This window comes from Pararhizobium sp. A13 (genome assembly GCF_040126305.1).
Classification (GTDB): Bacteria; Pseudomonadota; Alphaproteobacteria; order Rhizobiales; family Rhizobiaceae; genus Pararhizobium.
Genome location: NZ_CP149510.1, coordinates 2,340,615 through 2,360,519, shown reverse-complemented (window position 1 = coordinate 2,360,519; position 19,905 = coordinate 2,340,615). Strand labels below are relative to the sequence as shown.

At 61.0% G+C, this 19,905-nt stretch carries 20 protein-coding genes and 5 pseudogenes; 3 read left to right on the top strand and 22 right to left on the bottom strand.

Translation table 11 applies throughout. The features are described 5' to 3' along the window. Window positions 1-8: 8 nt before the first annotated feature. The 17 genes and pseudogenes from WI754_RS11490 to WI754_RS11410 all read right to left on the bottom strand — a co-directional run bounded on the left by WI754_RS11490 (window position 9) and on the right by WI754_RS11410 (window position 14,148). Window positions 9-1,579: pseudogene (locus WI754_RS11490) on the bottom strand (Do family serine endopeptidase). A 198-nt stretch (window positions 1,580-1,777) separates the two neighbouring features. Beyond that, complete coding sequence (locus WI754_RS11485) at window positions 1,778-2,239, bottom strand: cytochrome c-type biogenesis protein (protein WP_349433510.1); 462 nt, start codon at window positions 2,237-2,239, stop codon at window positions 1,778-1,780. Then, window positions 2,236-4,224 (bottom strand): heme lyase CcmF/NrfE family subunit, encoded by a 1,989-nt coding sequence (locus tag WI754_RS11480; RefSeq protein ID WP_349433508.1) that lies wholly within the window; start codon window positions 4,222-4,224, stop codon window positions 2,236-2,238. The genes WI754_RS11485 and WI754_RS11480 overlap by 4 nt, the downstream gene beginning before the upstream one ends. Continuing rightward, a complete protein-coding gene (gene ccmE, locus WI754_RS11475) occupies window positions 4,221-4,673 on the bottom strand; it encodes a cytochrome c maturation protein CcmE (RefSeq protein WP_349433506.1) in 453 nt (150 codons plus the stop codon). The genes WI754_RS11480 and ccmE overlap by 4 nt, the downstream gene beginning before the upstream one ends. Further along, window positions 4,670-5,824, bottom strand: a complete 1,155-nt coding sequence (gene ccmI / locus WI754_RS11470; RefSeq protein WP_349433504.1) for a c-type cytochrome biogenesis protein CcmI — start codon at window positions 5,822-5,824, stop codon at window positions 4,670-4,672. Before ccmI ends, ccmE begins: the two co-directional genes overlap by 4 nt. A 96-nt stretch (window positions 5,825-5,920) precedes the next feature. After that, window positions 5,921-6,370 carry a hypothetical protein gene (locus WI754_RS11465; RefSeq protein WP_349433503.1) on the bottom strand — a complete coding sequence of 150 codons (450 nt, stop codon included), beginning with the start codon at window positions 6,368-6,370 and terminating at the stop codon, window positions 5,921-5,923. 193 nt (window positions 6,371-6,563) lie between these two features. After that, entirely contained in the window at window positions 6,564-7,958 is a 1,395-nt protein-coding gene (locus tag WI754_RS11460) for an ATP-binding protein (RefSeq protein WP_349433501.1), read from the bottom strand. 73 nt (window positions 7,959-8,031) lie between these two features. Further along, entirely contained in the window at window positions 8,032-8,718 is a 687-nt protein-coding gene (gene feuP, locus WI754_RS11455; RefSeq protein WP_349433499.1) for a two-component system response regulator FeuP, read from the bottom strand. A 127-nt stretch (window positions 8,719-8,845) separates the two neighbouring features. Next, entirely contained in the window at window positions 8,846-9,097 is a 252-nt protein-coding gene (locus tag WI754_RS11450) for a hypothetical protein (protein ID WP_349433498.1), read from the bottom strand. Between the two features lie 122 nt (window positions 9,098-9,219). Beyond that, window positions 9,220-9,426 carry a hypothetical protein gene (locus WI754_RS11445; protein ID WP_349433497.1) on the bottom strand — a complete coding sequence of 69 codons (207 nt, stop codon included), beginning with the start codon at window positions 9,424-9,426 and terminating at the stop codon, window positions 9,220-9,222. A gap of 46 nt (window positions 9,427-9,472) precedes the next feature. Beyond that, a complete protein-coding gene (locus WI754_RS11440) occupies window positions 9,473-9,865 on the bottom strand; it encodes a phage head-tail connector protein (protein WP_349433496.1) in 393 nt (130 codons plus the stop codon). Window positions 9,866-10,091: 226 nt separating this feature from the next. Beyond that, window positions 10,092-10,265: pseudogene (locus WI754_RS11435) on the bottom strand (phage major capsid protein); the annotation flags it as partial. An 84-nt stretch (window positions 10,266-10,349) separates the two neighbouring features. Further along, window positions 10,350-10,896: pseudogene (locus WI754_RS11430) on the bottom strand (HK97 family phage prohead protease). Window positions 10,897-10,937: 41 nt separating this feature from the next. Further along, window positions 10,938-11,249, bottom strand: coding sequence for a DUF6107 family protein (locus WI754_RS11425; protein WP_349433494.1), 312 nt, complete (start codon window positions 11,247-11,249; stop codon window positions 10,938-10,940). A 534-nt stretch (window positions 11,250-11,783) separates the two neighbouring features. Continuing rightward, window positions 11,784-12,044 carry a ribbon-helix-helix protein, CopG family gene (locus tag WI754_RS11420; RefSeq protein WP_349433492.1) on the bottom strand — a complete coding sequence of 87 codons (261 nt, stop codon included), beginning with the start codon at window positions 12,042-12,044 and terminating at the stop codon, window positions 11,784-11,786. A gap of 56 nt (window positions 12,045-12,100) precedes the next feature. Next, window positions 12,101-13,254, bottom strand: a pseudogene (locus tag WI754_RS11415) (phage portal protein). Window positions 13,255-13,416: 162 nt separating this feature from the next. Then, complete coding sequence (locus WI754_RS11410; protein WP_349433491.1) at window positions 13,417-14,148, bottom strand: hypothetical protein; 732 nt, start codon at window positions 14,146-14,148, stop codon at window positions 13,417-13,419. Window positions 14,149-14,311: 163 nt separating this feature from the next. On the opposite strand from WI754_RS11410, the gene WI754_RS11405 reads away from it, so the two are divergent. Beyond that, window positions 14,312-14,461, top strand: coding sequence for a hypothetical protein (locus WI754_RS11405; protein ID WP_349433489.1), 150 nt, complete (start codon window positions 14,312-14,314; stop codon window positions 14,459-14,461). Window positions 14,462-14,808: 347 nt separating this feature from the next. Here the strand turns inward: WI754_RS11405 and WI754_RS11400 are convergent. After that, a pseudogene (locus WI754_RS11400) lies at window positions 14,809-15,360 on the bottom strand (DNA-packaging protein); the annotation flags it as partial. Next, window positions 15,333-16,193 carry a hypothetical protein gene (locus WI754_RS11395; protein WP_349433487.1) on the bottom strand — a complete coding sequence of 287 codons (861 nt, stop codon included), beginning with the start codon at window positions 16,191-16,193 and terminating at the stop codon, window positions 15,333-15,335. The gene WI754_RS11395 and the pseudogene WI754_RS11400, both read right to left, overlap by 28 nt. A gap of 263 nt (window positions 16,194-16,456) precedes the next feature. Here WI754_RS11395 and WI754_RS11390 point away from each other — a divergent pair, with 263 nt between their 5' ends. Next, window positions 16,457-17,440, top strand: a complete 984-nt coding sequence (locus WI754_RS11390) for an IS1595 family transposase (RefSeq protein WP_349433486.1) — start codon at window positions 16,457-16,459, stop codon at window positions 17,438-17,440. A gap of 285 nt (window positions 17,441-17,725) precedes the next feature. Here WI754_RS11390 and WI754_RS11385 read toward each other — a convergent pair whose 3' ends face one another. Together WI754_RS11385 and WI754_RS11380 are read right to left on the bottom strand one after the other, a co-directional pair. Beyond that, window positions 17,726-17,896, bottom strand: coding sequence for a hypothetical protein (locus tag WI754_RS11385; RefSeq protein ID WP_349433485.1), 171 nt, complete (start codon window positions 17,894-17,896; stop codon window positions 17,726-17,728). Beyond that, a complete protein-coding gene (locus WI754_RS11380; protein ID WP_349433483.1) occupies window positions 17,877-18,770 on the bottom strand; it encodes a hypothetical protein in 894 nt (297 codons plus the stop codon). Before WI754_RS11380 ends, WI754_RS11385 begins: the two co-directional genes overlap by 20 nt. Window positions 18,771-18,956: 186 nt before the next feature. Here WI754_RS11380 and WI754_RS11375 point away from each other — a divergent pair, with 186 nt between their 5' ends. After that, complete coding sequence (locus WI754_RS11375) at window positions 18,957-19,316, top strand: MmcQ/YjbR family DNA-binding protein (protein ID WP_349433481.1); 360 nt, start codon at window positions 18,957-18,959, stop codon at window positions 19,314-19,316. A 1-nt stretch (window position 19,317) separates the two neighbouring features. Here WI754_RS11375 and WI754_RS11370 read toward each other — a convergent pair whose 3' ends face one another. Then, complete coding sequence (locus tag WI754_RS11370; RefSeq protein ID WP_349433479.1) at window positions 19,318-19,785, bottom strand: YcgN family cysteine cluster protein; 468 nt, start codon at window positions 19,783-19,785, stop codon at window positions 19,318-19,320. Window positions 19,786-19,905: the final 120 nt, after the last annotated feature.

Here is a 19,905-nt window from a genome sequence, read left to right as displayed (position 1 = left end):
GAACCGCGTCAGCCCTGGCTGATCGGCAGTGCCACGAAGCGGCTGGCATTGTCGGTTTCGATCTGGAACAGCGCCTTGGTGCGGCCGTCCTTCTTGGCTTCCTCGATCACCTTCAGGATGTCGTCAGCCGACTTGACCTCCTGGTTGTTGACGGAGACGATCTTCTCGCCTTCCTTCAGCCCGCGGTCACTGGCGTCGGAGTCCGGATCGACCGAGGAGATGATGACACCGTTACCGTCATCCGACGGCGTCACGGTGACACCGAGATCAGCCAGCGCCTTCTCGCTCGAAGGCTGCTGCTCTTCCTGCTGCTGCTGGTCGGTACCGGCAGCGGCTTCCTTGGTTTCGGCCGGCAATGTGCCGATTTCCAGCTTCACGCTTTCAGCCTTGCCGTCGCGCCACAGCGCAACATCAACGCTCGTGCCGGGGCGCATCATGGCGATCTTGCGAGCCAGTTCACGCGGGCCCTTGATCGTGTCGCCGTTGACGGCGGTGATCACGTCGCCCTTCTTGATACCGGCCTTTTCACCCGGCGATCCAGCCTGAGGCTCGACGACAAGCGCGCCGCTTGCCTCGGCAAGCCCGAGCGACTCGGCGACATCCTTGTCGACCGGCTGGATCTGCACGCCAAGCCAGCCGCGCGAGACTTCGCCGTGCGTCATCAGGTCGTTGACGACATCCTTGGCGACGGAAGCGGGGATGGCGAAGGCAATGCCGACGTTACCGCCGGACGGCGAGAAGATTGCGGTGTTGATACCGACCACTTCTCCATTGAGGTTGAAGGTCGGGCCACCCGAGTTGCCGCGGTTCACCGCAGCATCGACCTGCAGATAATCGTCGTAAGGACCGGAACCGATATCACGGCCGCGTGCCGAAATGATACCGGAAGTCACCGTACCACCGAGACCGAACGGGTTGCCGACAGCGACGACCCAGTCGCCAACACGAACCTTGCTGTCGTCAGCCCAGTTGACGTAGGTGAACTTACGCTTGTCATCGACCTTCAGCACGGCGAGATCGGTGCGGCTGTCCTTGCCCACCAGCTTGGCGTCCAGTTCTGTGCCGTCATTCATGATGACAGTGAAAGCGGATCCGTCGGAAACGACGTGGTTGTTGGTGACGAGATAGCCGTCCTCGGAGATGAAGAAGCCGGAACCCTGCGATGTCGGGCGCAGACGGCCAGGCTGTCGCGCGGACCATGACCCCGCTCGGCGCGCTTGTCGTTATCCTGGCCGCCGTTCGGGCCGCCGAATTCCTTGAAGAAGCGCTTGAGCGGGTGATCGTCGGGAAGTTCGTCCAGACCACGGCCGCCGAAATCGAAGCTGAAACCGTTGCTGGCCTCGTCGGAAACCGGGTTGGCGCGGGACTGAACACGAACGGAGACAACAGCCGGCGAAACGGCATCGACCACGTTGGCGAAGCTCGGAACCTGCGGCGCTTCGATCTTCACCGGAGCGGCAAAGGAATAGGTGACGGCGGCGGGAATGCCGGTCGAAAGCAGGACAGCCGCGAGACCCGCGACGGTCGAGGTCTTCAGAGCGGTCTTGAGGGAAGGACGCAGTGCGTTTGTCGTAAACATTCGATTTGCCTTTTCTCTTCATGTGTCTGGCTGACTGGAGGAACAGCCGTTGAGAAAGGAATAGTCGAACGCACCTTACTGACTTGTGTCCGAAGAATGAACTTTTGGTAATGTTGGGTGGAGAGTCGGTAGTCGGTAGTCGGTAGTCGGTAGTCGGTGGAAAAGGCTCTTCAATCGGCGGAGCCCTGCAACTACTCACTACTCACTTTTCCTCAACACCGCATCCAGCCTTGCCCGCTCTTCGTCCGACAGCGGCGTGCCGGTCGCTTTGCCGGTCCTGCGCCGCGCAGAAACGATCATCGCGGCCGCGCCCGCCAAAAGCAAGACGATCGGCGCTCCCCACAGCAGCCAGGTCTTCGTCTCAAAACGGGGATTGAGCAGAACGAATTCGCCATAGCGCGACACGACATAGTCGATGACGGCGTCATCCGAATCCCCTGCGGTGATGCGTTCGCGCACGAGAATGCGCAGATCCTTTGCAAGCTCCGCATTCGAATCGTCGATCGACTGGTTCTGGCACACCATGCAGCGCAGTTGCGCCGACAAAGCACGCGCCCGCGCCTCAAGCGCCGGATCGGCCAATACCTCGTCCGGATTAACGGCAAATACTGGCGACGCCGACAGCAGCATGACTAAAACGAAGACCAGCCGCCGGATCATTGCGCTGGCTCCAGAACCGGCTTCTTCTGTTTCTTCGCCCGCGCCGGCGCCCCGATCCGCAGACGCCGGTCGCTCAGCGACACCGCGCCACCGGCCATCATGAACAGCGCACCGCCCCAGATGCAGAGGATCATCGGCTTCCACCAGATGCGCACCACGACACCGCCATCCGCCATGCCGTCGCCAAGCGACACATAGAGCTGGCTCACGCCGAACGTCCGGATGCCGGCTTCGGTAGTCGGCATCCGCCGCGCCGTATAAAGCCGCTTCGCCGACCAGACCTCGGTCACGACAACTCCCGCCCGCATGACGGTGAAGTGCCCTGACTGCTCGGTGTAGTTCGGCCCCTTGCCATCCCGCAATCCGTCGAAACGCAACGTATACCCACCCGCATCCATGGTCATGCCGGGCTTCATCTCGACAATATGCTCGGTCTCGAAGGCCGTCACCGCGACGATGCCGATCAGCGTCACGCCAAGACCGATATGCGCCAGCGCCGTCCCGAAAACCGAGCGCGGCAACCCTGAGAGCCGGCGCAGTGCAACAGATCCCGCCACCTTGCCGATGCCGGATCGCAGCAACAGTTCCGTCAGCGATCCGGCAATCAGGTACGCACCCAGCGCAAGCCCGAACAAGGCCATGACCGGCCCACCATGCCGTGCATAATAAATCACGCAGCCGGCAACCAGGCCGATCGCCACCGCCGCGAAGAGCCGCTGTCCAGCCCCCAGCAGGTCGCCGCGCTTCCAGGCCAGCAACGGCCCGAACGGCACCGCCAGGAGCAGCGGCAGCATCAACAGCCCGAACGTCATGTTGAAGAAGGGTGGTCCGACCGAGATTTTCGAGCCCGTCAGCGCTTCCAGCACCAGCGGATAGAGCGTACCGGTCAAAACGGTGGCTGCGGCCGTCGTCAGGATCAGGTTGTTGAGAACCAGTGCGCCCTCGCGCGAAATCGGCGCGAACAGACCGCCCGCCTTGAGACGCGCGGCGCGGAACGCGAACAGCGAGAAGGCGCCGCCAATGAAAAGGATCAGAATGACCAGAATGAAGACGCCGCGCGTCGGATCGGTCGCAAAGGCGTGAACCGAGGTGAGCACGCCGGAGCGGACAAGGAACGTGCCGAGCAGCGACATCGAGAAGGTCATGATCGCAAGCAGCACGGTCCAGATCTTCAGCGCCTCGCGCTTCTCCATCACCAGCGCGGAGTGAAGCAGCGCGGTCCCGGCAAGCCAGGGAATGAAGGAGGCGTTCTCTACAGGGTCCCAGAACCACCAACCGCCCCAGCCAAGCTCATAATAGGCCCAGTAGGATCCCATCGCGATTCCCGCCGTCAGGCAGGTCCAGGCAGCCAGCGTCCAGGGCCGCACCCAGCGCGCCCAGGCCGCATCGATGCGCCCCTCGATCAGGGCCGCCACAGCAAAGGAGAAACAGACGGAAAATCCGACATAGCCGAGGTAAAGCAAGGGTGGATGGATAGCGAGGCCGATATCCTGCAACACCGGATTGAGATCTCTCCCCTCGCCCGGCGCGTCGATGAGCCGGTTGAAGGGGTTCGACGTCAACAGGATGAACAGCGAGAAGGCGCTGGCAATCCAGGCCTGAACGGCAAGCACATTGGCCTTCAACGTGTCAGGCAGGTTATCCCCAAACACCGCGACCAGGGCCGAAAAGAAGGTGAGGATCAGCATCCACAGCAGCATCGAGCCTTCGTGGTTTCCCCAGACACCGGAAAACTTGTAGATCAGCGGGATCTGCGAATGCGAATTCTCCCAGACGTTCTGGACGGAAAAATCCGACGTCACATGGGCATAGGTCAGAACGCCGAAAGAGAGGGCGACGAGCAGGAAGGTCGCCTTGGCCGCGACCGTGCCGATCTCCATCAGGGCCCGGTCGCCACGCACCGCGCCGAAAACAGGCATGATCGCCTGCAACACCGACACGCCAAGCGCCAGAACCAGCGCATAATGACCGAACTCGATGATCATTGGATATTTTCCTTGCCCCCGAGCGACACGCCCTGCGCCTTCAACCGGTCCGCCACGTCCTTCGGCATATAGGTCTCGTCATGCTTGGCGAGCACCGTATCGGCCACGAAAACCGGGCTGCCGGCCGCAAACGCACCTTCGGCGACGACGCCCTGCCCCTCGCGGAAGAGATCCGGAAGAATGCCCGTGTAAGTCACCGGCACACGTTCGAGCGTATCGGTAACGCTGAAACTCACCGTCATGCCATCGCCGCGCTTGACCGACCCCGCCTCGACCAGCCCGCCCAGCCGAATGCGGGTGCCCGGTGCCAGATGCGCCTTGGCGAGATCGCCGGGAACGTAGAAATAGGCAACTGCCTGGCTGAAGGCGAACATCACCAGAAGCACGGCCGCGATGATGAAGCTGACGCCGCCGCCGATGATCGCCAGACGCTTCTGCTTGCGGGTCACTTCACGCCTCCATCGGCCGTCAGGCCAAGTTCGCCTGCCAAAGCCAGCAATTGTTTGCCCTGCTCGCCCTCGGCCGGGAAGGCACTCAAACCTTGTTTCAAGGCCTCGGCGGCCTTCTCTTTCTGACCGAGCACTGAATAGGAACGGATGATCCGCATCCATCCTTCGAAATTCTTCGGATCGTCCTTCAGTTTTTCGGCAAGGCTCTCCACCATACCCTCGATCATAGCATTCCGGTCGCCGGCATTCATGGTCTGCGCTGCCGCGACGTCGTCGGCCGTAGGACCGCCCAATGCGCTCCCCGCCTGATCCGCGGAGGGTGCTGCGCCATCGCCCTTGAGGCTGGCGATATGTTCATTGACCAGCGGCAGCCACGGCGCATCGGCTGGCGATGCCTTGACGATCTGCTGGAACGCCGCGAGCGCTTCCGGCGCCTTGCCTTCCTGTTTCAAGGCAAGCGCCAGATAGAATTGCGCGCGTGGGTCGTTCGGCTCGATCGCCAGCGATTTGCGCAGCGCCTCCTGCGCCTCGTTGGTGATCAAGCCGCCAGAAATCGCGATCAGGCTTTCGGCATAGCCGCCGAGACGCGCGGGCGTCGGCCCGAGAATCCGAAGCGCATTGCGGAAAGCTGCGGCAGCATCCTCGATCCTGCCGCTGCGATAATAAATCGGTGCCAGAACATCCCAACCTGCTCCGTCTTCCGGATTGGCGACAAGCTGCTGCTCGGCCCGCGCGATCAGGATATTCATGTCATCGCCCGGGTTCGCCAGGCGCGCAGCGAGCGGCGCATCCGGTACGTCCGGATTTCCCGTGCGTAGGTAAAGACAGAGGCCAATGGCAGGCAGGATAAGAATGACGGCGAGCTGCGCCAGCCGGTTGCCCCGCCGCGCTGGCTGAGCGGGTCCCGCGGCCTTCACCGCGTCCGTCGCCGCAAGCAGCCGGCGCGCCACCTCGGCGCGCGCAAATTCCGCGTCCTCGCCGGAAATCAGGCCATTTTTCTCGTCGCGCTTCAGCTCCTCGAGCTGGTCGCGATAGACTTCGACGTCATGGGATTGCGGAACCTCTGCGCCGGCGGCGGCACGTAGCAGCGGAAGCAGCAGGACAGCGGCAACAGCCGCCGTCAGGGTGGCAACAAGGATCCAGAACAGCATGTGCGCTCAATTACTATGCGGACAACGCCATTCCAATCGGAAAACGGGAAATGACGGAAATTTGAGGCGTTTCGCCGCAACATCGCGCGGATCGTGTCAGGTCAGCGGTGTCCAGGTGCCATTCGGGTTGCGGCAGGCGGCGCCGCGCGCGACGCTGTCCTGCCCTTTGATCGTCACCGTGTGGCTGTATTGGCGGCAGTTCTGCGAACCGACCTGGTAGGGTGCGGCGGCAACGACGGAACCGCTGATGCCCGATCCCTCCCAGACGACCGGCTGGCCGCCACGTGCCACTTCCAAGGCACGGTATTCCGCCTCGAGTGCCCGCTGGCGATCGGCCTTACTGATCGAAAGCCCCGCGGTGCGCCCGATCACCCCGCCACCAAGGGCAGCGATATAGGAAGCGGACGTATTCGATGTCACCGTGCCGCCAGTTTTGCCGGCATCGCGCGAAGTGGTGCCGCAGCCGCTCAGAAGCAGAGCCGACGCAATCAGGCACGCAGCCGGAGGAGCCGAAAAAAGCGTCGTGAAACGGGCCTGGTTCTTCATCGTGCGGGGCAGCTCTCGCGATTTCCGTTGTATCGGCAGATCATGGCCGGCCTCAGAGCCGATTCCATGGCTGACTGTCTTTTTACATTCCGCGCTTGGGCAGGCAACAAACGGAGAGCCCAAAGCCGAACCGTTTCGAGATTTTGCCTGCGACTCTGTCAAAAAAGTCACGCAAGGTTTTCAAAGCGTCCCATCACGAGACAGCCGGCAGCAGGATCCGGGCACTCAGCCCGCCACGATCGCCGCGCGACAGGTCGAGCGTCCCCTGATATTCCCCCGCAATTTCCCTGACGATCGAAAGCCCGAGACCGGTGCCGGGTTTGCTTTCGTCCAGCCGCCTACCCCGCTTGATCGCAACGGCAATCTGGTCCGGTTCGAGACCGGGGCCATCATCATCGACCTCGATGGTAATCCAGTTCCGCCGCCCCGGGTCCTTGCCCTGCAGCCCCTCCGATGCGATGTGCGCCGTGACGCGAACCTGGTCGGCGGAGTAACGCGCGGCATTGTCCAGGAGGTTTCCGAGCGTTTCCTCGACATCTTGCTGCTCCATGGCGAGGATGAGGCCCGGCGGCGAGACCGTCAGCACGAAGGTCTTTTCCGGATGCAGCCTGCGCATGACCCTCACCAGCCGCTCCAGAACCGGCTCCACTTCCGTGCGCGCCAGCACCGACTCGCGCTGGGCGGCGATCCGCGCCCGGTTGAGATAGGACTGAACCTGCAACTGCATCGCGTCGGCCTGTGCCTTGACGAGGTCGCCATGCGGCGCCTCGAGCACCCGCGCCTCGTTCATGAGAACAGCAATCGGCGTCTTCAGCGAATGGGCGAGATTGCCAACCTGCATGCGGGCACGCTCGATGATGCGGCGGTTGCTGTCGATCAGCGCGTTGACTTCGCTCGCCAGTGGCTGAATTTCGCGCGGAAACTCGCCGTCCAGCCGCTCGCTCTCGCCGCCACGGATCTTTTCGAGCGACCGCCGCGCCTGATCGAGCGGCCGAAGGCCGAAGAGAATGGCCATTGCATTCATGCCGAGACCGCCGAAACCGAAGATCGACAGGGCCAGATAGAGATTGCGGTTGAAATCGTTGATGTCGGCTTCCAGCACGTCGCGATTGCCCGCAACCCGGAAGCGGGCCGTATGCCCCTGGATGTCAAGCACGACTTCCGTCTCGGCCACTTCGACTTCGTTTTTGAAGGAATCGACCGTCGTGTAGAAGCGCTCGTAGCGAATATCGAAGGGAACTTCGTCGAGGCTTGCGATCGGCAGCTTGCCCGAGCCGAGCGAAGTGGACAGCAAAGGCGGCGTATTGAATTCGCCGATCGGCTCGACGATCCAGTACCAGCCGGTCTGCGGCTGCGAAAACCGCAGGTCGCCCAGTTGCGGACTGCCGGCCAGTACCGACTTGTCGTTGACGACGATAGAGTTGATGACGTTGTAGAGCTGCGCGCGCAACAGATCCTGAAAGCCACGCTCCGAGCCCTGCCGGTAGAGCGCCGAGATCACCACGCCGATCACCACCAGCGCCGCCACGGCCCAGACAGTGGAGACGAGCAGAACGCGGGCGGTAAGAGATTGCGGGCGAAGCCTCATGGGCACATGCGCCCGTCATGCTCCGGCGTATCGAACGCGAAAAGACCCTTGGTTTCAGTCATGTCGATCCCGCTCAGGATTTCGCTTCCTTGCTGGCCATGCCCGGCGCCTGCATGCGATAGCCGAGGCCGCGCACGGTCTCGATCAGGTCGTTGCCGATCTTCTTGCGCAATCTACCGACAAAAACCTCGATCGTGTTGGAATCGCGGTCGAAATCCTGGTCGTACATATGCTCGACCAGTTCCGTGCGCGATACCACCTGTCCCATATGGTGCATCAGATAGGAGAGAAGCCGGAACTCGTGCGAGGTGAGCTTCAGCGCCACGCCATCGACCATCGCCTTGGAACCCTTGGTATCCAGGCGCACGGGCCCGCAGACGATTTCCGAGCTTGCATGCCCGGCTGCCCGCCGGATCAGTGCCCGGATACGCGCCAGCACTTCCTCGACATGGAACGGCTTCGTCACATAATCGTCGGCGCCTGCATCGATACCCGCGACCTTGTCGCTCCAGCGGTCGCGCGCCGTCAGGATCAGGACAGGCATTGCCTTCCCGGCGCCACGCCATTTTTCAAGCACGGTGATACCGTCCATTTCGGGCAGGCCGATATCGAGAATGACCGCGTCATAGGGCTCGCCATCACCGAGATAGTGGCCTTCTTCGCCGTCAAAGGCCTGATCGACGACATAACCCGCCTCCTTCAACGTATCCGTCAGCTGACGGTTGAGGTTGACGTCGTCTTCGACCACCAGAATGCGCATGAACAGACCTTTTCCTTCAGCGACAGCCCACCCGCCGGATTGAGCTGCGCGCTGTGACACGAGACTCAATGAATATCCTATTCGATCCGGTTCGAGAACATTTTCGATGCCAGCGCCTGCAGCTGCGTTACATCGGTACCCGCATCGTCACCTTCTTCGGGCGGCCACCATTGCCGGGAATGAGAACGGTCACGACGCATTGACCGTCGCTGGTCGGCTGTGCGGACAGGAGTTCGCCGCCGGTCTTCGCCACGACTTCGGCGGCAGCCTGGCCGCAATCGCCATCCACCTCGACAACCGCCGATGGCACATCAATCGCTGGCGGCGCGAATCCGGAAAGGCCCGCTGCTAGCGTTGCTATGATCAAGGGTGAGGACATGGACGCACTTTCGACTTGGGAAGCATCATTGTAATTTTAATAAACGAAACAGTCTGAATGGCAAATGAATGTCCTGCTAACGCCGCGGTTTGCCCGGCCTTGTGCAGTCTCTTGGGCAATCGCTAGCGCAATCGCTTTCTCGCCAAAATTCGGCCCCAGATTGCCACCAGCCCACCCGCCGCAGCTGCAAGTGCCGTCAGACTGTCCACCAGTCCACTCTGGTCGTCCGGGGCTATCTCCACCCCGAGCAGATGGCTGCACGAAGCAAGGATAGCAACGACGCCTCCCCACACCGTCTTCGACATATACCAGTTCTTCAATTCACCCATTGCATCGTCATCGCCCGCTTCAGCGTATCCGGCACGTCGGCGCCGGTTACGCCGAAACCGGTGGAAAAATCAATCTCGATGCCGTTGATCGCCCGCCCTGGCGCCGGCTGCTCAGACGCGCCCGACCGTCGAGTACGAACCCGGAAACATCGATCTCTCCCGGCATCCCGGCCGCATCGTAAACCGTAACGCCTTCAATCGTTTGCACCGCCCCCCTGACAATCTGAATCACCCGCGTTCGGGGCCAGTCGTCGAGATAGGGCCGGAAGGTGCGGGTCAAGAGCGCCAGCCCGGTCTGCCACTCCAGATGCTCGCGCACCGTGCGGATCAGGGATGTAATCAGATCGTCCTCGGCGCTGCCGTCGAGGCGCAGATGCGCCTTCGTCTCGGCAAGGGTCAGCGGCTCGCCGACGGGCGGCGTCTGTTCCGTAGTGGTCATGGAAATCTCCGTTTAGAGCAATTCCAGGAAAGGTGCGAAGCGGCTTTCCGTCCGGCATTGCGTGAAAATAAAACGACCGAGCGGAGAAAACGGAAACGCTCGAAGGGCGGGAAAATGGACGGACGCGGCGGGAGGGGAGCCGCGTCCGTCCTCGCGCCACGCGGCAGGGAAGACCGCCGGCGCGAATGATCTGCATCCCTTTGAAAAAGGGCCGCCTCGCGCGTTTTCAAGATGCCGCGAATTTGACGAGCTTGATAGCCTCGAAATTTTGCACGCCGCCGCCGACGCGTTTGGTCGTGTAGAAGAGCACATAGGGCTTGGCGGAACAGGGATCGCGTAACACCCGCACGCCCGTGCGGTCGACGACGAGGTAGTCGGAATCCTTGAAGGCGGCGGTCATCGTCTCCGGCCCCGTCTTGATCTCGGGGGCAACCTTGATCTCGGGGCGACACTGCTCGTCTTACTCATTGGCATATCCTTCTTGTCAGAGCTTCATCATCCGGGCCGCCCGCCGCATGGTGCGCACGAGCTCCGTTTCGTTGTCGCGGAAGAACCGCGCATTCTTGACGTTCGAGACCCTGGCAGCATCGGAAAGGTGACGATCGAGATCTCCCAGAGGTCGGCTTCGAGGATGCGGCGCACGCCGCCCCTGTCGGTCTTTGCCTTGACGGTCTGGAAGCCGATCGACAGCCCGTCGAGCGCGCCCGCCTTCATCAGCTGGTGCACCTCCTTGGCGCGGGCGACGCCCGGCGAAAGCAGCCCCTCGACATAGAGCCCGCGCGCATCCTCGCGGATCGTCTTCCAGGCGCCGAGCGGCTCGCCCGGATCGTGCTGGAACAGCATGCGCACGCCTCCGGCGCCGCGCCGGGCAGACGACTGTGCAAAAGCCCCGGCTCGATCGCATCCTTGCCGAGATCGACCTCGCCGAAAATGCTGGCATAGCCGGAAAAACGCCCTTCCCCTGTCACCCCGGCAAGCGTCAGATTGGCAAACTTCTTCGTTCGCCAGACAGACAAGCTGTCGGTTGTCATGGGTATCTCCGATGTTTGGAATGGGACGGCGATCGCCGCCGCTATTTTCTGCCGTAGCGTTTCGCCACCCTCGCCACCGCGCCGAGCACGCACCACGCCGAAAGACTGGCGGCAGCCGATCCGGTCAGCATCACCTCGGTGCCGGAAAGACTGCCGCCGATCCCGAGCTTGGCGACGATCCACAGGCCGGCAGGTCCGCCGAAGATCAGCCCGCCGGCCATCCCGGTGAAGAAACGGGAGCCCGCCTCGCGCCTGCCCTTGGGCAGCATGTACACAAGCGATACGGCAGCACCGGCTACCGAGCCGATACCCTTGGCGGCCCAAAGGCCAGGGTCATTGCCAAAATCAGCCATTTATTAAGCCATTGATGCTATTATGAAAACTGGACGAGTCTCACGCGCCTGCGGCCTTCTTCCGCAAGGTCAGGCGCTGCCTGACGCTGCGTCAGCCGCGGCGGTTTTCTTAATCTTTTGAATCGGCTGCGGCGTGATGTTCAGAAACCGAATCCACGACCTCGGGCGCCGGTGCAGCAGACCAGCAAGAAGAATCCGGAGATCACTTCAAGCATCTGAAAATAATCAGATATCTTCGAAGTCATCGCTTGGGTCGGAGAAAATATCCGGATCATGCTGACGCGCATGACGTATGATGAGGACGCTGAGAATTCCGTCCACCACTTCGTAGTCTATGAGATAGGGCGGCACAGAAAAGCGGCGCACGCCTCGAGCCTTCCAATGCTTGTCCCGCCTGAGGAAATCGCCGCAACATCTCCATTGTTTGCCGCAGCTGCCGGATCATCGCCGATGCAGCCCGCTTGTCGAAGCGGACAAGGTATGCGCGCTCGGCTCTAAGATAAGCCGCGGCATCGTCGTAAATGCGCAGCTTCATCAAGCGGCATCATCCTTGTTCAACGCCTCCAATTCCTCCAGCAATCCGTCCATATCCTGAAACTTGCCTTGACGCATGCCTTCGCGGGCGTGCTCAATCTCCAGAATATCCTTGCCTTCTGTGGCCAGATAATACCGCATCGCGCGAACCATCACCCAGCTACGGGATCGGTCCGAGGCCTTGGCGATTGTCTCGATATCGGCCAGCACATCCACCGGCAGACGCAGCGCGATCGGATCGGACAGAACAGGCTTGGTCATCATCACATCCTTTTGTTATACGCCGTATAACAAATTACCAGCAATGGTCCCTTCCCTCAATACCCCACCGCCTGCCGCTTCTCCTCGTCGCTCAGGAAATCCGCGTCCTTCACCCGTGTCCAGACTTCGCTGCGCTCCCCGGTCAGCGCTGTCACCTGGTCGCGATCCGGCACCAGCGTCAGCGTCTCGCCAAAACGCGCCGACAGCCAGCCGGACAGCGCTGCGGCGGTGCGGCTGATCAGCGGCAGGATCGTCAGCCGATAGAAGGCACGGTTGGCCTCCTGGTAGTTGGCATAGGTGTTGTCGCCGAGAATGCCGATCAGCATCAGCGGCACGCCGAAGGCGAGCGCGATGTCGCGTGCCGCCCCGTTCTTCGCCTCGACGAAATCCATGTCCTTCGGCGAAAGCCCCATCGCCTTCCAGTCGAGCCCGCCTTCGAGCAGCAACGGCCGGCCCGCCCGCATTGGCCCGGAATAGCTTTCGTCCAGCGCCGTCTTCAGCCGGTCGTACTGGTCGGCCGAAAGATTGCCGCCCTCCTTCGGCTGATAGACGAGGCGCCCGAAGGCCAGGCCGAATTGTCGAGCAGCGCCTTGTTCCAGGTGGCCGCCGCATTGGAGAGATCGAGCGCCATCTGTGCTGCGGCCAGCGGCGGAAATCCGAGATGATCGTCGAGCGGGTGGAAGAGCCGCAGATGCAACAGGCCCCCCTCGCTCGCCGCGATCCGCCGCAGCAGATGATTGCCGACCCGGTATTCATAAGCCTCCAGCCAGCCGTCGCGGCCCTCGCGGATGCTCGCCCGGTCCGGCCGCAGCAGATGCAGTTCCCGCAGCGCCTCACCGACACTGACCGCATCGACATAGGCATTGCCCGACAGCAGCAGATGGCCGTAGAGCGTCTCCAGGAAATCGACCCCTGCCATGCGGCCGTTCGGCCGCGCCAGCAGCGATAGCAGCGGGTGCTCGCTGCGTTCCCCGGTCCCCTCGTAGAGCAGCAGCGGCACCGCCGCCGCCGCTTCCGAAATCAGCCGTACTGCCCGGTCCGCCACCGGGTTCCTCATGAAGCCCTCGCGGGCAAGCGCCGCATAGGACCGCCCGGTCCAGCGCGCCCGGCCCTCATGCGCGATCGCGATGAAGCCGGACGCCGCCTTGGTTTCGCGCAGGCGCTCGCTCTCCGCCGGGCAGCGCCACGGCAGACGAAATGGATTTTTCATGGTGTCTCAATCCTCGATGCACCGATGGGTGGGTCTGAAACCAAGACGACACATCCGGGAAAAATGCGTCGCGGTAAAACACAATAGACGACGTGGCCGTTTCCCCCTCTGCCCTGTCGGGCATCTCCCCCTCAAGGGGGGAGATTGGCGTGGGCGGGCCTCTTACTCCCGATCTCCCCCTCGAGGGGGAGATGTGACGAAGTGACAGAGGGGGGTACTCTCAAAACTGTCGTGTCCTGGACTCGGCTCCGTTACCCGGCCGGTCGCCGGCGGCGCGCCCGGTGCGAGCCTGAGCGCCGCGAGATACTGTTTGCCGTAGCTCGCCACCAGCTCCGCCCTGTCGCGGCCGTTGATGATCCGCCGGGCACCCGTCCAGCTCTCCCGGGAAAGAGAGAAATAGTCGCCGAGTTTCTTGCCGGTAAAGGCGCCGCTCTGCATCCCCGTAAACAGGATATCGACGGCGACCGGAAGCTCCATCGCCCGCTCCGGATGGGTGAGCAGGTCGATCCCCGTCGCCGCCGCCATCGTCTCATAGTTGGCCCTGTGCGTCAGTTGCACCAGCCCGCGCCCGAGCCAACTCTTGCCCTCGCCGTCGCGCCGCCAGTAGGCAACCGACACCGAAGGCAGACTGCCCTTGCGAAACGCGGCCTCCAGAATGGCGATCGCCCGCTCGTCTGTCTTTGCGAAGGTTTCGCGCACCGGCTGCATCGTGCGGCCCGTTTCATGATGGGCTGTCGCCAGCATGTAGGCGAGCCAGCGCCTGTCTGCCGGTGCCGGCATCTGCGCCCAGCGATCGAGAATCGCCGTCAACCCCTCGACCTGGCCCTGCTTCAGGACATCGTCGAAAAGTGACGCACGTACCGCTTTGAAAAAGGCTGCCCGGTTCATCGTCATCGTCGCTCCACCGCCATTCATCCCGTTGAAAAAAGTCGTGACTCTAAATCGATTTAATCAATTTAAATCGTTTAAACTATTTAATCTGCTGATTTACTTTACCTTTGGGATGTGGAATTTGAAGACAGCAATATGACATTGCCCTTTCGTCAAGGAGGATCGCATGAACGCAGAGAGCAAGATACAGCCAGACACGACCCGCTCGACGGTCCCCCAGCACATCCTCGACCGGTTCGAAAACGCCTGGCAGCAGATGCGCCTCAATGCCTCCTCCGTCCAAAAGCCGTCCAGCAGCACCGACGACAACCGTTGATCATCCCATCCTGATTTTTCCATCGTATTGCCTCGTCCGGACCGGTTTTCGGTGCCCTCGACGCTACCGGTGGCTGCAAAACCAAAGAGAGGATCGCCCATGCCGGCCCAGCAAATTTCCCAGGCCCAGTTCGAACGCCTCGAAACCGAATGGCGCCAGATGCGCGAAAACGCGTCGGCCGCGCCCAAACCGTCGGCCTCCACACCGCGCAAATAAGCCGCCATTCACCCTCCCCTTGAGGGGGAGGGTCGGAGCGAAGCTCCGGGGTGGGGTGACTTTCTGCGGCACGCAATGGATCACCCCCACCCCGACTTCGTCGCGACCTCCCCCCTCAAGGGGGAGGTAGATCAAATCCCCCGCACCCGCGGCTCGCCGCCGCCTTCCAGCATCAGTGCAGTCAGCGCCCAGACTAGCGCGCCCGGCCGGTCCGGCAAGCGTCCCGATGACAGTCCGTCCGGCCCGAAATCGCACATCTGGTCCTCGAGCGCCGGAAACGAGCCGGCATGCACCACCCGCCCCTGCTCGTAGAGCGCGGCGACCGGTTCGGCCCGCAACCACTTGCTGCGCGAGGCTCTGACCGCGGTCACCGGCAAGTGCGCGTCGATGCCCTTCAGCACCGCCTGCACCATGTCGCCGCCCTGGTTGACCTCGGCAACGATCCGGTCGGCATCAAACCGCCGATAGGCCTTGACCACTGAGCCCGCCCATCCGGCCGGGCTTGCGCCCTCAACCGAGCAGTCCGCCAGCACGACGCCGCGCCCGGTCCGGTCGAGGCCAGCCACAATGATACCACAACAGGATTCCCGGCCCCCGCCGGAGGGCGGATCGGCCGCGACGACGATGCGGCCGAGCGGCCCGGCGTCGCGCAGTTTCAGCGCCTCGATCTCCGCCCGCGACCAGCTTCGGCTTGCGGCTCTGCAGCACTCGGGAACAAGCCGGCCTCGTCCGCCACTTTCGCCCCGCTATCGCCGCCGCTTGGCGCCGCCTCGCGTGAGGGCGCGTTGCAGGTCTTGAGCGGCGCTGCAAGTCCGGCGTTCAGTGCCCCGATCAGTTCTCGACCGTTGTATCGCTCTTCCAGCACGCTGCCCATTTCCCGATCGAGATCATCTTCCAGGTCGAAGAACTGCCGCGCCGCCTCGACGAGCCAGGGCTCAGGAGGGTCCGCCGCCTCGCGGCACGCCGACGGCGTCTGTAGCAGGCGCGTGCTCAGCCGCAGCATTCTTTGCCGCGCCTTCGGCCTCTCGGCGCTTTCCGCTCGCGACAACTGGAGGGCCTGCTCCTCGATGCGGCTGTTGAATTCGCGCACAAGAGCGTCGTACCCTTCTTCATCCAAATTCTGCTCCGCCTGCAGTTCCCGGTCGCGGACGATCGTCCTCTGCAGGCTGTCGATCTTCTCCAGGGTTCGCACGATCAGCGACATCGCCTCGATGCTCGCCTTGTCGTCGGCCTGGATCAGCTTGCGGTCGATGTCGCCCTCAGCCTCGGTTTCCCGCTCGTGCGCCGCCTCGCGCAGCCGCTGGAACTGCTGCATCTGCTCGCGCAATTCCTTCGTCATGCCGTTCAGCATGTCCTGCAGGTCGTCGAGCGAGGTGCGCTCGGCCTTCGTGTCGAGAATGACGTGCCGCGCCATGGCCTCGAGCTCCGCCTCGCCGCCCGGCCGCAAGCCGTCATAGACCGGCGCCTTCGGCCAGAAACCGAAGAGCTCCGGATCGAAATCCAGATCAGACGTCATCGCAATGTCCTTGAGAGCAGCGTCGCTACGCTGATGATACCAGGCGCCGGATACTCACCCTCCCCTTGAGGGGGAGGGTCGGAGCGAAGCTCCGGGGTGGGGTGACCGTCCGACGATAAAGCGAAACCGCCACCCCAACCGCACTTTTCCGACTGTGCCATAACCCTATCAAAGCGCCGCGACGGCGTCAAGGATTATTTTCCTAATTATATACTTGACGTACCACGACCTTCTTGGTATCAATAATCCCAAGGAGATAGCCGATGTTCGATTTGACCAACGAGATTTACACCAACGCCGAAAAGGCTCGCGAACACCTTGAGGCGATCCATTGGCCGAATGGCCCGATCTGCCCTCATTGCGGCAACTCCGATCAGACGGCGATTACAAAGCTGGCCGGAAAATCCACCCGCCCAGGCGTCTATAAGTGCAACGCTTGCCGCGGTCCCTTCACCGTGACTGTTGGCACCGTGTTCGAGCGCTCGAAGATCGGCCTGAACAAGTGGGTTCTTGCCACTCACCTCATGGCCGCTTCGAAGAAGGGAATGAGCGCCCATCAGCTCCATCGTATGCTTGGCGTCACATACAAGACAGCTTGGTTTATGGCGCACCGTATTCGTGAAGCCATGAAGGAAGACGTTAAATCCTCTGGCCCCATCGGCGGCGAAGGCAAGACCGTTGAAGCCGACGAAACCTACATCGGCAAGCGCGAAACTCCTGCCCAGCTGTCTCGTGGCCGTATCGCGACGCCAACCAAGAGCGGCAAGGCTGGCGGCGCTCACAAGCGCGTTGTGATCGGCCTTGTAGAGCGCGGCGGGAAGGTTCGCACCTTCCATATCAACCACGCCACCAAGGACAGTGTTCGCGATGTTCTGGTTCGCAACGTGTCTCGCGACACCAACCTCATCACCGACGAAAGCCGCCTCTACACCGAAACCGGCAAGGAATACGCCAGCCACAAGACAACGAAGCATTCCCGCAAGGAATACGTTCGTTATGAGGACGGTTTTGCTATCCACTCAAACACGATCGAGGGCGTCTTCTCTGTCTTTAAGCGCGGCATGATTGGCGTTTACCAGCATTGCGGTGAAGCCCATCTTCACCGTTATCTTGCCGAGTTTGATTTCAGGTATAACCGCCGAACCGCCCTGAAAATCTCAGATGCCGAACGCGCCGAACAGCTTATTGCTGGCGCTCGTGGCAAGCGTCTTACTTATCGGCGGGCTGACGAAGGCGCTGACGCCTAAGCAAAAGCTTCGAAAGCTAATGCGAAAACGAAAGAAGAATCGCCCATAGACTCAGAGATTGCTAATAGGCGATATTATTACTGGTTGTTTTGTGATTCGCGCGGCTCCTATCGGACATTACCTTCACAGGCGGGCTACTGCCCGAGAAAGGAGGTGAGCGAAATGGCTAAGGCAACCAAAATCGGCCGCAGTGCGGTTACAGGACGTTTTACAACGGTGAAAACCGCCGTAAACAAGCCCCGTACCCATGTAGTTGAGACCATCAAAAAGTGATGGTGGCATAAGTCACTGATCTTCCGGGCGGTTGTTCTTCGCGGGATTGCCGCCCGGTTTCTGTTTTAAGCCACCTTTGCTTACCTGGGGCTTAACGTCAGGCTGTGGTGGCGTCTTCAACATGCGCCGAAGAACCTCGTCACCCTTCTTTTCGTCAATATCGTTATTCTGCTGCCTGTCCATCGGACAACTCTGCTCCGGCTTTGCTTGCGATTAGCGCCACCTTTTGGGCGCGCTTAACGCGTCGTGCGTCTCGCACCATTTCGCCCACTGTGATAGCCGCCAATTTAAAGAGCTGATCTGCGCCCACAATATCAAGTGTATCTCGGGGATGCATGAGCGGGTTGCGATCAAGCTCTCGCATTCTATCAAGCATCGCCGCGACCTTCGGAGAAGGTTTATCAACGGCGGCTTGGTCATCAATCAGCTTTTTCGCCGCCTGTATATAGTCGTTCCAGCTCCTGAATTTATCGGTCTTAACAGCGAAGGAAGACAGATAATCGTCCAAGACTAGCTCAAGACCCCGGAGAGCATGGAACCCGCACGCTGTTGGCAGGTCAAACGCAAGGCATTTCCCTGCATTGTTAAATTCGTTCAAAGCGGCTTCTGAAATATCCGCCCTGTATTCCCCGGCGATGATGTTCGCCCCATCAGATACAAGAGCTTGAGTTTTGTAGATCGCGATCTGGCCCACCGAATAGATATCTATGTCATGGCATTCCGCTTCAAAAACACTGCGGAAGGAATCTATTTTCCTCGAAATATTACCCCATTGCCAGCTAGACAACTCGGTCTCAAACAGCTCTGTAGAATAAGACCCGTTGGGCATGACGTTCTCTGAGACCCAATCATTTATACAGGTCAGCAAGTCGTTCGCTACCCGTTTGCACGTCCCAAATCCGTTATCATTAGCTATGAAAGATTCGAGTTTTTGCGGAAGCCCCATTACCCCAAAAAAAATATTCCCAGCTTTCGCTTTTTCGACTGAAAGAGACCTCTTGGTGCTTTGGAGACTTTCGGCCAACTCAAAATATTCAAGAAGATTGACGCGTTTCACGTTGCCTACCCCACTGGTTGTCGCAGTAGGGTAACAGATTCTCAAGACGTCAAAAACCGGCCTGTCACGCACTTCGAATCATGCCTTTCGAATGTTGGTACGTCAAGTATATAATTAGGATTATTTTCCTATTACGGATAATTTTCTTAATTTTGTACATTTAACGATGCGTGGTAATCTTCCACCATGAGGACCGAGGACCTGGAAAAGTGGGCTTTGAGCCTGCCGGGTGCGGTTGAAAGCGCCCATTTCGGAAAACGCGATTTTCGCGTTGGCAAGCGTATCTTCATGTCCTTGCCGGAAGCCGGCCGGGCCGTCTTCAAGTTCACGCCCGATCAGCAGAGGATGTTGATCGAAACCGAACCCAGCGTCTGCGCCGCGGTCCCCGGCGGCTGGGGCGAAAAGGGCTGGACCTCCGTCTGGTTCATGGATGCCGACGAAGAGATTATCGAGCACGTGATGGAGACCGCCTGGCGCAACGTCGCGCCGAAGACCCTGCAGAAAACCGAGGAACCTCTGCAGAAATCCGAGGAGCCTGCCGAATAGCCTACCCCTTCGCCTCCGCCCCCACCGTCAGCGGCCAGTCCACCAGATAATCCTCGAAATCCTCGACATCGACGTCATCCTCGGACACGGTCCGCCCGCGCACGGAGATGCCGGCCTGATGCACCGTCTCCGGGTCGCCGGACACCAGCGGGTGCCACCAGTAGAGATCATGCCCGTCGCGCACCAGCCGGTAGGCGCAGGTCGGCGGCAGCCAGGTGAGCGTCTCGACCTCCTCCGGCGTCAGCTGGATGCAGTCGGGCACCGTCGCCTGCCGGTTCGGATAGTCCTTGCAGCGACAGCTCTCGCCATCGAGCAGCGTGCAGCCGATATTGGTCCAGGCGATCTCGCCCGTATCCCAGTCTTCGAGCTTGTTGAGGCAACAGAGCCCGCAACCGTCGCAGAGGCTTTCCCACTCCGCATTGGTCATCTCGGCTAGGCTTTTTGTCCTCCAGAAGGGCTCGGCGCCCATGATTTTCGTACTTTCTTGTGTTCGATTTCTGCGACAATTTTACAAAAGATTGCCGGTTTTTTAAGGCTCATTATCGATATCGGCATAGAATAGAAACCCGCCCCATGCAAATATCGGCCC

Coding starts and splice junctions, on each gene's coding strand:
- WI754_RS11485 (WP_349433510.1), bottom strand. CDS start 2,239: ATGATCCGGCGGCTGGTCTTCGTTTTAGTCATGCTGCTGTCGGCGTCG.
- WI754_RS11480 (WP_349433508.1), bottom strand. CDS start 4,224: ATGATCATCGAGTTCGGTCATTATGCGCTGGTTCTGGCGCTTGGCGTG.
- ccmI (WP_349433504.1), bottom strand. CDS start 5,824: ATGCTGTTCTGGATCCTTGTTGCCACCCTGACGGCGGCTGTTGCCGCT.
- WI754_RS11465 (WP_349433503.1), bottom strand. CDS start 6,370: ATGAAGAACCAGGCCCGTTTCACGACGCTTTTTTCGGCTCCTCCGGCT.
- WI754_RS11460 (WP_349433501.1), bottom strand. CDS start 7,958: ATGAGGCTTCGCCCGCAATCTCTTACCGCCCGCGTTCTGCTCGTCTCC.
- feuP (WP_349433499.1), bottom strand. CDS start 8,718: ATGCGCATTCTGGTGGTCGAAGACGACGTCAACCTCAACCGTCAGCTG.
- WI754_RS11450 (WP_349433498.1), bottom strand. CDS start 9,097: ATGTCCTCACCCTTGATCATAGCAACGCTAGCAGCGGGCCTTTCCGGA.
- WI754_RS11445 (WP_349433497.1), bottom strand. CDS start 9,426: ATGGGTGAATTGAAGAACTGGTATATGTCGAAGACGGTGTGGGGAGGC.
- WI754_RS11440 (WP_349433496.1), bottom strand. CDS start 9,865: ATGACCACTACGGAACAGACGCCGCCCGTCGGCGAGCCGCTGACCCTT.
- WI754_RS11425 (WP_349433494.1), bottom strand. CDS start 11,249: ATGGCTGATTTTGGCAATGACCCTGGCCTTTGGGCCGCCAAGGGTATC.
- WI754_RS11420 (WP_349433492.1), bottom strand. CDS start 12,044: ATGACCAAGCCTGTTCTGTCCGATCCGATCGCGCTGCGTCTGCCGGTG.
- WI754_RS11410 (WP_349433491.1), bottom strand. CDS start 14,148: ATGACGATGAACCGGGCAGCCTTTTTCAAAGCGGTACGTGCGTCACTT.
- WI754_RS11405 (WP_349433489.1), top strand. CDS start 14,312: ATGAACGCAGAGAGCAAGATACAGCCAGACACGACCCGCTCGACGGTC.
- WI754_RS11395 (WP_349433487.1), bottom strand. CDS start 16,193: ATGACGTCTGATCTGGATTTCGATCCGGAGCTCTTCGGTTTCTGGCCG.
- WI754_RS11390 (WP_349433486.1), top strand. CDS start 16,457: ATGTTCGATTTGACCAACGAGATTTACACCAACGCCGAAAAGGCTCGC.
- WI754_RS11385 (WP_349433485.1), bottom strand. CDS start 17,896: ATGGACAGGCAGCAGAATAACGATATTGACGAAAAGAAGGGTGACGAG.
- WI754_RS11375 (WP_349433481.1), top strand. CDS start 18,957: ATGAGGACCGAGGACCTGGAAAAGTGGGCTTTGAGCCTGCCGGGTGCG.
- WI754_RS11370 (WP_349433479.1), bottom strand. CDS start 19,785: ATGGGCGCCGAGCCCTTCTGGAGGACAAAAAGCCTAGCCGAGATGACC.